Below are 10,997 nucleotides of genomic sequence, written 5' to 3'. Positions count from 1 at the left end.
GTTCATAATATTAGTATATTCCTTATAAATTCAAGGGATAAAGGTCCCTACTAAGAGTAAATCAAATGATTATAGTTATTATTATATAAATATCCTATCATGAAAACAGGAGAGTTGTTACCGTTTTCAAATTTTACTAATTAAGACTGAGAGAAAGGATGTTCGTTCTTGAATAACACGAAAGTAGAAAAATCACCATTATATTTTGCTAAAAAAACATGTGATACGCTCATGGAAAAATATACTCCTGAAGAACTTCCACCCGGCGGACGCTGGCACTATCACCAAGGCGTATTTCTATGTGGAATGGAATTAGTTTATAACAAAACAGGCGAAGAAAAATATTTTGATTATTTAAGAGCATATGTTGATCATAATATCGACGAAAATGGGAATTTATTATTTGCAAGGGATGAATTAGACTCCATTCAAGCAGGATTATTACTGTTCCCATTATATAGAGCTACTGGTCTTAAAAAATATGAATTAGCAGCTCGTCGTTTACGCAATATTTTTACGACATTAAATCTCACAAGTGAAGGTGGATTTTGGCATAAGGACAAGTATCCATATCAAATGTGGTTAGATGGATTATATATGGGTGGACCATTTGCTCTTCACTTTGCACAAGATTTCAGTGAGCCTGAATTAATCGAGATGGTTATTCATCAGGAAAAATTAATGCGTAAGTATACAAAGAGTGAAGCGACTAACCTTTATTATCATGGCTGGGATGAAAAGTGCGTTCAGCCATGGGCTCGTCCAGATGGAAAAGCTCCAGAAATTTGGGGACGTGCACTTGGTTGGTATGGATTAGCTGTTATTGACATGATTGATATTTTACCAGAAGGTAATCCACATAAGGAAGAGTGGATCGTATTTATTCAAGATTATGTTCGCGACATTGTGAAATATCAGGATGAGAAGACGGGCTTATGGTACCAAGTCATTGATAAAGGGGACCTTGAAGATAATTGGCTTGAGACTTCAGCTTCTAGTCTATTTGTATATGTCATTGCGAAAGCCGTTTCAAAAAAATATGTGGGTGAGGAATTTGCTGCGCATGCCACAAAGGCGTATGAAGGATTACTAGAATATAAAATTCAAGAAACTGAAGAAGGTAGCCTTATTATTGATGATATTGTAATCGGTACATCAATCGGCGTATATGATTATTATATTAATCGTGAGCGAAGTCATAATGACCTACATGGTGCAGGTGCTTTTATCATGGCAAGTATGGAAATGGAGAAATTGCATACTGAACATACGGAGGTTAAGTAATAGATGAAAAGATATGCAATTTGTGGATTAAGTAACAGGGCATTAAAAATGTTTATCCCACCATTAGTAGAAAAATTCGCAAAGCAAAGTGAGATTGTTGGTTTATTAGATAGTGATGAGTATCGTATTGAATTATGTAAGGAAAAGTTTCCTGTCTTGTCAGAAACACCTTCATACCAGCCAGATCAAATCGATCAAATGATTAAAGAAACGAAGCCGGATTGTATCATCGTTGTAAGCCGTGACAACACACATATTGATTATATTTTAAAAGCACTCGAACATGATGTGGATGTCATTACAGAAAAGCCGATGGTTACAACTGCTAATGATTCAGCTAAAGTGATTGATGCAGAGAAAGCCAGTAAAGGTAAAGTAACTGTAGCGTTTAATTATCGCTACAGTCCCTACCACCGAAAAATTAAAGAACTTGTTTTAGAAGGCAAAATCGGAAGAGTGACTTCAGTTGATTTGAATTGGTATATCGATACTTATCATGGAGCGAGTTACTTCAAGCGTTGGAATCGGAAACGGGAATTTTCAGGTGGGCTTTCTATCCATAAATCAACCCATCATTTTGATCTTGTGAATTGGTGGATTGACCAATATCCAGAAGAAGTTTTTGCTTATGGAGCCTTACAGTATTATGGACCCAATGGAGAACTTAATCCCGATCCAACTACAGATAACAGATTCTGTAGCACCTGTCATGTGAGAGATAATTGTGATTATTATATAAGGTGGAACCCTCGTGAATTTTCAGAGGCCGTAGAAGATGATCACTTAAACATGGGTGAGAATAAGGATAACAACTATACGAATTACCATCCGGATGCATGTATTTTTGATTCTGAGATTAACATTGAGGATACGTATACCGCGACAGTAAAATATAACAAAGGTGCTTTATTAAGCTATTCAATTAATTTCTCAGCTCCATTTGAGGGCTATCGCTTAGCTATCAATGGAACGAAGGGAAGAATTGAAACGCAAGATTTCCATGCGCCAAGTAGGGTTCCTTTTGAAGTGCCTGAACAAACTATTGATTTCTATCCGTTATTTGGCTCCAAGGAAATCAATCATGTTGTTAAAACAGCAGGTGGACATGGAGGTGGGGATCCTGTATTAATTCACGATTTGTACCAGGGAATTGATCCACGTCGCCCTTATGAAATATTAGCAGGTGCAGATGCAGGAGCTTATTCGATTGCACTCGGAGAAGCGGTTTGGAAATCCATCCAGGAACATAAACCAATCTCGATTGAACAATTATTGAAAAGCTATCAAGGGCAGTTGTAAAAAAATATTATTAGAAAGGGGAAGGTCGTATGCTAGGAGGATTGGACAGTCCATTTTATCGTTGGTGCGGGGCTATTTCACGTTTAGTTTATTTAAATTTGCTATGGCTTCTATTTACAGCTTTAGGACTTGTTGTTGCAGGATTTGTACCTGCAACAGTGGCCCTATTTGCAATAACTAGAAAGTGGATTATGGGAGAAGGGGATATCCCTGTTTTCTCAACATTTTGGAGTGTATATAAAAAGGAATTTTTAAAATCCAATCTCCTAGGACTGACCCTATTCATAGCCGGATATATTTTATATGTTGATCTTGTGTTTCTTCCGACCACAAGCACATTATACATGGTGATTCGTTACGCAATAATCGCGATTTGTTCAGTTTTTATCGTAATTCTACTTTATATTTTTCCAATCTATGTCCACTTTAATGGGAATATAAAAACTTATTTGAAACACGCCGTCATGTATGGCTTATCATACCCTCTTATTACGTTTGCAATGGTCTTAGGAATTATCATCCTTTATGTCGGGTTTACGTATGTTCCATCACTTATTCCTTTCTTAAGTGCAAGTATACTAGCCTATATTATCATGTGGCTGTCTTTAAAGGTATTTGCAAGAATTGAAGAAAAAGTAAACGGTAAAACTGAAGTGAAATCAGGCAAGAGCCAACCTAGTTTTAAGATAAATTGAAGGTGTCACGATGAAAAACGTTCAAATATATATCGCCGGAGATTCAACAGTATCCGATTGCCCTCCGAACGAAGAACCAAGAGCTGGATGGGGGCAGGTACTTAATCACTATTTTCTTGATAATATCATCATCCACAATCTCGCTATAGGTGGCAGAAGCTCAAAAAGCTTCATTGATGAAAAGAGACTTGAAACAATCCTGAATGAAATCCAACCGAATGATTACCTCTTTATTCAATTCGGACATAACGACCAAAAGCAAGATCACCGTAGAACGGAACCATATTCATCCTATCATTCCTATCTAAATCAATATATTGTTGGAGCAAGGGAGAAAAACGCTATCCCTGTTTTAGTAACCTCCATGCATCGAAGGAATTTTGATGAAAATGGAAAGATAGTTAATAGTTTAGGAGAGTATCCAGAGGCAATGAAGGCTCTTGCAAAAGAACAACAGGTAAGTCTCATTGATTTATGGAATGAATCCAAACAACTATATGAATCATTAGGACCTGAAAAGTGTAAAGACTTATTTCTTTGGTTAGAACCAGGTGAACATCCTAACTATCCCGATGGAATCTGTGATGACACGCATTTTCGTGAGGAAGGGGCACATAAGTTTGCCAGCATTATTGCCAAAGAAATAAAAGAAAACATTCCAAACCTGGAAAAATACGTAAAGTAAAGAAGGTGCTCATATGATCAATCTAGGTATTCGTGCTCATGATGTAGAGGCAAGCTCCTTGGATGGACTTGCTCAATCAATTGCAGATAAAGGATTATCATCTGTGCAATTGGCTTTGGGGAAATCGTTTCCAGATCTTAACACAAGTTTGGGAAGTCTTTCTCCTGGTTTAGGTAAATATATAGGTAAGGCTTTTCAACAAAAAAATATCGAAATAGCCGTACTCGGCTGCTATATAAATATGATTCATCCCGATCTCGAGGAAAGACAAAAAGCATTAGACCGTTTTAAGGAGCATATCCGTTTTGCAAGGGATTTCGGATGTAGTGTCATTGGAACAGAAACAGGCAACGTCAATGCAAAAATGGGATTTACGGTAGATAATTTTCAAGAAAAACCTTTTTTAGATGTAATCGAAAGTGTGAAAGAACTTGTTAAAGAAGCTGAAAAATTCGGTGTCATCGTTGGGATAGAAGCGGGAGTTAATCACCCTGTATTTAATTCAATCCTATTAAAACGATTATTGGATGAAGTAAATTCACATAATCTACAAATCATCTTTGACCCGGTCAATTTATTAACAGTCGAAAATTACAATCATCAGGATGAAATTTTCAAGGAAGCGATTGAACTAATTGGAGATCGAATTATCATTGTTCATTGTAAAGACTTTGTGATTAAAGATGGAAAGTTGAAATTTGCTCCCCCAGGTAAAGGCCAATTAAACTATGATCTAGTTATGAAATTAATAAAGTCGAAAAAACCGTACATCCAATTTCTCTTAGAAAGCACGACGGAACCTTTCATTGATGATAGTATTGCATTTTTACAAGAAAAATATGAAAATGCTTAGTATGGGGTAAATTTCCCTAAAATACACATCTTGCTTGAAGGGACGTAAGGACTTTGAGGGAAAAAGGAAGGGTCAAAGAATTATTTGCAGCGATGAGTACTACAGAAAAGGCCATGTATATTTGGGAGTATTATAAATATTATCTATTTGCGTTTCTACTTGTGGGTATTGTTACTGTCTTTCTAGTAAACGACCATTCTCAAAAGAAGGAACCAGCACTTTCCATTTTCGTTTTGGGGGATTTAGTAGATTCGAATGAAATAAATAAAATCGCTCAAAAGCTTAATAAAGAAATTCTCTCGGATGAGGAAACAAAAACACTTGAAGTATCGATTCAGGTCATCCCATACGCACCAGATGCTGCCGATTTTAGTATTGTTATGGCTGCTTTACAAAAGGTTGCTGGGGAGATTTCAGCTGGAGGACTAGATGTTTTGTTTATTGATAAAAAACAGTTTGAGATGATGAATCACGATCAATATTTTTATAATCAAAATGAATTGGTAGATGGGAGTCTACCGATTGAAGAAGAATTTTTATTTTTTGATTCCAAGCATCAAACTACAGGAATTGATGTTTCGGCAGTACCACTATTTAAAGAAGCAATTGATGATTCTGATATGGTAATGGGAGTGCTTGTAAATTCTCAAAAAATAGAAAAAACGAAAAAGCTTTTTAATGTTTTATTTATGAAATAATTAATTTTTCTATTAACAAGTCTAATATATTAAGATATTATTTTAATAGAATGGCAATAATTTTAGGAGGCTATATCCATGGAACATTTAAAACAAGTAGTTGAAGAATTTAATAAAGGTAGCGTAGCGGTTAAATTTGATCAGGTCAAAGTATATGAAAAGTCTTTTACTAGTCACGAAAATGTAAGCCTTGTCATGGTTAGGGATAACGAACAAAAATGGATTATTGCAAAAGGAGAGGGAGCACTTTTTGATGATTTAGAGGGTATACTTATTGGGGAAAATGGAAAAGCATGTCCATTAACACATAAAAACAGACTCGTGTTAAATCATTATTTTGAATATACTGTACCTAGAGCTTTTGGTACGAAAATTGCAACAATGGGTCTAGGTGATCGTCTAGGTCTTGCTTCTCCGGGACATATTGAAACCGTTCGCAATCATAAAGTGAAGCCAATTCTTGCTCAACAAAGTATTCGTGAATTAACATTGACCAATCGTACAATGAATGATGTGATTGATGCTGCTAGCTTTGCTGTTTTTCAAGAAGGGTATACAGGTGGTTTTGGTGCGGATGGTGACCACTTAAAAGAAGAGGAAGATATTAAAATGGCCTTGTCACTTGGTATGTCAATGCTAACACTAGATTGCTCAGACCATATTCAAAACCGCGTAGAAAGCTTGACAGAAGATGAAATCAGCGCTGAATTTGATAGCCTTCCAGACGAAACGAAGAATCATTATAATGAACTATATGTAAATAAAACATTCGATGTAAATGGTCTTGATATCGTGTTTGAGGAAAAAATGGTCAAGAAATTTGTATTGTTATATGGAAACGCTTTAAATTATATGGTTCATATCCATGACACATATATTGAAAAGTGCGATCGTGATATTGATTTTGAAATTTCAATTGATGAAACTGAAACTGTTACATCACCAGCAGCACATTTCTTTGTAGCAAATGAATTGCAAAAGCGTGGAGTAACTGTAGTAAGCCTTGCTCCAAGATTCTGCGGTGAGTTCCAAAAGGGAATCGATTATATTGGGGATATCGAACAATTTGAAAAAGAATTACGCGAACATGCGCTAATTGCAGAATACTTTGGTTATAAACTTAGTATCCACTCTGGTAGTGATAAATTTACAGCGTTTCCAATTATCGCGAAATATACAAACGGTGTTCTTCATGTTAAGACAGCTGGAACAAACTGGCTTGAAGCGGTTCGCGTAATTGCGAAGGTAAATCCTGACCTTTACAGAAGAATGCATGCATATGCGCTAGAACATCTTGATGAAGCACTTAAGTATTATCATATTACACCAGATATGAGTACGATTGCTCAACTTGATAACGTTACAGATGCTGAACTTCCAGAATATATGAATAATGATGCAGCAAGACAAGTTATTCACGTAACATACGGATTATTATTAACAGCTAAGGATGAAGGTGGAAACTTTATTTTCAAGGATGAATTCTTCAATACTTTAAATGAAAGAGAAGAGGAGTTCCGTCAAGGACTTGTGAACCATATCGGCAAGCACGTTGAATTACTAAATTTATAATTTTAAAAAAGCAATTGGTACACATGTCCAATTGCTTTTTCCTATTTTACATATAAGGTTGTACGCCCTTTGCTACTTCTTGAACAACGGATGCAAGAGATGATATTTGTTGATCATCTAAATTAAAAGACTCTTTGATTTTCGTTTCAAGGTTGCTCGTAATTCTGCGTTTGCCAACTTCGACAAGGGCAATTAGCGCAAAGCTGCAATTTACAGCTTTAGCAAAATCACGTTGAGTCATGTTGTTTCTTTTGCGTAAAAATTTCACGATATCTTTGTCAATCCTAGGCATTTTTACACGCTCCTTACCTATGGCTTTTTACAAGTGAATACAAGTACTTAATAATCTATTATTCTATGATATTCACAATATTACCATCTTATATAAAATTCGTCTAGGTAGGCTTTTTGAATGTCTAGCTCTGAGCGCCATCGGCTCCCTGTTCTAAGACGAGCGCTTAGGAAGATAAAATGCACCTTCTGTCAGAGCTTGTCTTATGCTTGTCGCCTAAGACTGCGCGCCTTGCACTTTTCCCATTGCCTATGGATTAGAAAAGCTGTAGATTTTGTCTACAGCTTAATTATCACCGTATAGTCGACGTGCAGCATGATTTGTTGGGCCGACAAATTCATTTAGTTGGAAGGAATGACGAATGGCAGCTGTGATGAATTTCTTCGCTTCATATATCGCTTCCTTAACATCTAATCCTTTTGCAAGTCCAGCTGCAATTGCAGCAGAAGATGTGCATCCGGCACCGTGTGTAAATGTTGTTTCAAATCGGTCACCTTCAAGGATCTCTAGTTCCTCTCCATCATATAAAACGTCTACTGCCTTATCATGTTTTAGCTTTCCGCCACCTTTAACGAGTACATATTTTGCACCAAGGTCATGAATCTTAACAGCAGCTTCTTTCATTTGGTCGACAGTCGTAATAGAACCGATCCCACTTAATTGACCTGCTTCAAATAAATTTGGAGTAATGACTGTTGCAAGTGGAGTAAGTAGTTCTCTAAGAGCAACGGCATGGTCTGGGAACAGAACTTCATCTTCTCCCTTACAAACCATTACAGGGTCCACTACAAATTTTTGTAAATTATGTTTTTTTGCCGCATCTGCAGCAATTTCAATAATATCAACAGTAGGAAGCATACCAGTCTTTGCAGCATCTACACCAATTCCATCAAGGATTGTTGCTAATTGTGCCTTGATAATATCGACGTCAACTGGAAACACTTGGTGATTCCAACGATTATTCGGGTCCATCGCAACAATTACAGTTAAGGCAGACATGCCATAAACTCCATATTCTTGGAAAGTTTTTATGTCGGCTTGGAGACCAGCTCCACCACTACTATCAGAACCTGCAATCGTTAACGCTTTTGGTAAACTCATGTTTGAAACCCCCATCTAAAAAAGTTTGACAAGCTTATTATATATCAATTGACAAAAATTGATATATTATTGTAGAAAAAAAAACGACTTTACAATATAAGGAATGTATAAATGATTGATTTAATAATAAATAATTTGATACAATACACTGATGTAAGAGAAAAGTGTAATTCGATCCTAAACACATTCATATCTTGCAAATATTAATGATAGGTGGTCGAAAATTAATGACAGAAACAAAACCTTATCGAGTATTGCTTTATTACCAATATGTAACAATTGAAAACCCAACAGAATTTGCAAAAGAACATCTTGCTTTCTGTAAAGAAATCGGTTTGAAAGGTCGAATTTTAGTTGCGACTGAAGGAATTAACGGAACAGTTTCAGGTACAATCGAACAAACCGATAAGTATATGGATGGAATGAGAAATGATCCACGCTTCGAAAATACTGTATTTAAAATAGATGAAGCAGATGGGCATGCGTTTAAGAAAATGCATGTTAGACCTCGTCCTGAGCTTGTAAACTTAAGTCTTGAGGATGATATTAATCCACTTGAATTAACGGGTAAATATTTAAGTCCAAAAGAATTTTATGAAAAGATGCAGGATCAGAATACAATTATTCTAGATGCACGAAATACCTACGAATTTGATTTAGGACATTTCCGAGGTGCAGTCAGACCCGACGTTGAAACATTCCGCGATTTACCACAATGGGTACGTGAAAACAAAGACATGCTTGAAGGCAAAAAGATTTTAACATACTGTACTGGCGGTATTCGTTGTGAAAAATTCTCTGGCTGGTTAGTGAGAGAAGGATTTGAGGATGTTGGCCAGCTTCATGGTGGTATTGCAACATATGGAAAAGATCCTGAGGTGCAAGGTGACCTTTGGGATGGTCAACTATATGTTTTTGATGAAAGAATTGCTGTTCCTGTAAATCAAAAGGAGCACGTCATTGTCGGAAAAGACCATTTTACTGGTGAACCATGTGAACGCTATGTAAACTGTGCAAACCCTGAGTGTAATGAACAAATTCTATGTTCTGAAGAAAACGAGCATAAATATTTAAGAGGTTGTACACATGAATGTCGTGTTCATCCACGTAATCGTTATGTTGAAGAAAATGGTTTATCTGAGGAAGAAGTAGCAGAACGTTTACGAGCTCTTGAAAAAGAATTAGTACAACAATAATCATGACAACCACAGTGATTCGATTTCGCTGTGGTTTTTTATATAACTTTATTCAGTAGAAGTTCAATACTTCTACTGAATAAAGTTAAAGCCTCCGGCGGATGCCACGATTTTTCATAGGAAATTTTTCGGGCAGTATGCTCAAAGACTAAATACGCCACTTCCTGTGGCAACGTCTTTATGACCCACTTCCTGTGGGCCTAAAAATCGGGCACAAATACGCCAAAGCGTATTTGATTGTTTTTGCAAGTTCTTTTCCGTCTTTTTTTGGTACAATATAGTAATAGAAAGGGGAGAATCTGTGAAGGCTATTGCATCTCATCCGTATATTGTTATACTAAGAAAAATCGAGTGGAATGAACAAAAGTATATCGAAACACACCATCAGCTACGATTGTTCGAAGATCGAATCCTTTCTTCTGCAAATGAATTTCAACTAGACCATGTGTATGATGTATCCTACCGAACAAGCTTTTTATATCTCCACACAAATCAAGGAGTCTTCTCCTATAATATAAAAGAAGATCCAATTGAATTTATTAAAGCTTTTAAAGGTTTAAAGCACTAATAAAAATATGAGGTGAACTATGGAAATCGATAAAATTGTTAATGCCGTCAAAAATCGAACTTCATCCATATTAGGCCGCGGGGATTTTAAACGCTTCTCCATTCTTATTCCTTTGATAAAAAAAGATAATGAAGTTCATATCCTTTTTGAGGTTCGTTCCAATCAATTAAGAAGACAGCCCGGAGAAATATGCTTTCCAGGTGGAAAAATGGATCCAACTGATACAGATGAACGACATACAGCAATTAGAGAAACGATGGAGGAATTAGGGATAACAGAAAAGGAGATTACAGATGTAAGTCCCTTAGATTATTTTGTTTCACCTTTTGGAACGATTATTTATCCATTTGTAGGTGTAATAACCAATCCCGATGAGATTCGTCCAAATCCAGCAGAAGTTGGAGAGGTGTTTGCGGTACCATTGTCATTTTTTCAGTCAAATCCTCCACAAACATTCAAAGTGAATTTTCATGTAGAGCCTGAAGAAAACTTTCCATTCAATGATATCATTGGTGGTGAAAATTACCAATGGCAAGTAAGGGGCATGGATGAATGCTTCTACTATTATGAAGATCGTGTCATTTGGGGCTTAACAGCCGGAATACTTAAACATTTTATAGAAGTCATCGAAAAAAGCCCTAAATAGAGGGCTTTTTGTTCTTGTTTAGAAAATTTAATGTTATTCAATTCAAAGGTGGATGGTTTTAAAATCGTCGTGGAGGTCCATTAAATACCAGATACTAGGAGAATGATG

Annotated in this window: 12 protein-coding genes; 10 read left to right on the top strand and 2 right to left on the bottom strand. The window is 36.2% G+C overall.

All coding sequences use genetic code 11. From position 1 onward, the window contains the following. Positions 1 to 168 precede the first annotated feature (168 nt). The 7 genes from V7097_RS23220 (at position 169) to V7097_RS23190 (ending at position 7,086) form a co-directional block, all read left to right on the top strand. Entirely contained in the window at positions 169 to 1,284 is a 1,116-nt protein-coding gene (locus tag V7097_RS23220; RefSeq protein WP_335706005.1) for a glycoside hydrolase family 88/105 protein, read from the top strand. Between the two features lie 3 nt (positions 1,285 to 1,287). Further along, a complete protein-coding gene (locus V7097_RS23215) occupies positions 1,288 to 2,583 on the top strand; it encodes a Gfo/Idh/MocA family protein (protein WP_335706004.1) in 1,296 nt (431 codons plus the stop codon). Between the two features lie 29 nt (positions 2,584 to 2,612). Further along, entirely contained in the window at positions 2,613 to 3,278 is a 666-nt protein-coding gene (locus tag V7097_RS23210) for a YesL family protein (RefSeq protein ID WP_335706003.1), read from the top strand. 10 nt (positions 3,279 to 3,288) lie between these two features. Further along, on the top strand, positions 3,289 to 3,963 hold the full coding sequence (locus V7097_RS23205; protein ID WP_335706002.1) for a rhamnogalacturonan acetylesterase: 675 nt from the start codon (positions 3,289 to 3,291) through the stop codon (positions 3,961 to 3,963). Positions 3,964 to 3,976: 13 nt separating this feature from the next. Then, a complete protein-coding gene (locus V7097_RS23200) occupies positions 3,977 to 4,816 on the top strand; it encodes a sugar phosphate isomerase/epimerase family protein (protein WP_335706001.1) in 840 nt (279 codons plus the stop codon). A gap of 53 nt (positions 4,817 to 4,869) precedes the next feature. Then, positions 4,870 to 5,514, top strand: coding sequence for a hypothetical protein (locus tag V7097_RS23195; RefSeq protein WP_335706000.1), 645 nt, complete (start codon positions 4,870 to 4,872; stop codon positions 5,512 to 5,514). A gap of 78 nt (positions 5,515 to 5,592) precedes the next feature. Next, a complete protein-coding gene (locus V7097_RS23190; protein WP_335705999.1) occupies positions 5,593 to 7,086 on the top strand; it encodes a tagaturonate epimerase family protein in 1,494 nt (497 codons plus the stop codon). Positions 7,087 to 7,132: 46 nt separating this feature from the next. On the opposite strand, the gene V7097_RS23185 is transcribed toward V7097_RS23190, so the two are convergent. Continuing rightward, a complete protein-coding gene (locus V7097_RS23185; RefSeq protein ID WP_335705998.1) occupies positions 7,133 to 7,378 on the bottom strand; it encodes a helix-turn-helix domain-containing protein in 246 nt (81 codons plus the stop codon). Positions 7,379 to 7,663: 285 nt separating this feature from the next. Continuing rightward, positions 7,664 to 8,479 carry a bifunctional hydroxymethylpyrimidine kinase/phosphomethylpyrimidine kinase gene (locus V7097_RS23180; protein ID WP_335705997.1) on the bottom strand — a complete coding sequence of 272 codons (816 nt, stop codon included), beginning with the start codon at positions 8,477 to 8,479 and terminating at the stop codon, positions 7,664 to 7,666. A gap of 227 nt (positions 8,480 to 8,706) precedes the next feature. On the opposite strand from V7097_RS23180, the gene trhO reads away from it, so the two are divergent. The 3 genes from trhO to V7097_RS23165 all read left to right on the top strand — a co-directional run bounded on the left by trhO (position 8,707) and on the right by V7097_RS23165 (position 10,889). Further along, on the top strand, positions 8,707 to 9,675 hold the full coding sequence (trhO, locus tag V7097_RS23175) for an oxygen-dependent tRNA uridine(34) hydroxylase TrhO (protein ID WP_335705996.1): 969 nt from the start codon (positions 8,707 to 8,709) through the stop codon (positions 9,673 to 9,675). Positions 9,676 to 9,976: 301 nt separating this feature from the next. After that, positions 9,977 to 10,243 (top strand): hypothetical protein, encoded by a 267-nt coding sequence (locus V7097_RS23170; protein ID WP_335705995.1) that lies wholly within the window; start codon positions 9,977 to 9,979, stop codon positions 10,241 to 10,243. A gap of 19 nt (positions 10,244 to 10,262) precedes the next feature. Next, complete coding sequence (locus V7097_RS23165; protein WP_335705994.1) at positions 10,263 to 10,889, top strand: NUDIX hydrolase; 627 nt, start codon at positions 10,263 to 10,265, stop codon at positions 10,887 to 10,889. Positions 10,890 to 10,997 lie beyond the last annotated feature (108 nt).

The organism is Bacillus sp. JJ1562, from assembly GCF_036962705.1.
Lineage (GTDB): Bacteria > Bacillota > Bacilli > Bacillales > Bacillaceae_L > Ferdinandcohnia.
The sequence above is the reverse complement of the archived record's forward strand: the minus strand, read 5'-3'. Positions and strand labels throughout refer to the sequence as shown.

Bases quoted from the DNA above. Each gene is read 5' to 3' on its own strand.
- V7097_RS23185 (WP_335705998.1), bottom strand. From the start codon at position 7,378: ATGCCTAGGATTGACAAAGATATCGTGAAATTTTTACGCAAAAGAAAC.
- V7097_RS23165 (WP_335705994.1), top strand. From the start codon at position 10,263: ATGGAAATCGATAAAATTGTTAATGCCGTCAAAAATCGAACTTCATCC.
- V7097_RS23190 (WP_335705999.1), top strand. From the start codon at position 5,593: ATGGAACATTTAAAACAAGTAGTTGAAGAATTTAATAAAGGTAGCGTA.
- V7097_RS23210 (WP_335706003.1), top strand. From the start codon at position 2,613: ATGCTAGGAGGATTGGACAGTCCATTTTATCGTTGGTGCGGGGCTATT.
- V7097_RS23205 (WP_335706002.1), top strand. From the start codon at position 3,289: ATGAAAAACGTTCAAATATATATCGCCGGAGATTCAACAGTATCCGAT.
- trhO (WP_335705996.1), top strand. From the start codon at position 8,707: ATGACAGAAACAAAACCTTATCGAGTATTGCTTTATTACCAATATGTA.
- V7097_RS23180 (WP_335705997.1), bottom strand. From the start codon at position 8,479: ATGAGTTTACCAAAAGCGTTAACGATTGCAGGTTCTGATAGTAGTGGT.
- V7097_RS23200 (WP_335706001.1), top strand. From the start codon at position 3,977: ATGATCAATCTAGGTATTCGTGCTCATGATGTAGAGGCAAGCTCCTTG.
- V7097_RS23215 (WP_335706004.1), top strand. From the start codon at position 1,288: ATGAAAAGATATGCAATTTGTGGATTAAGTAACAGGGCATTAAAAATG.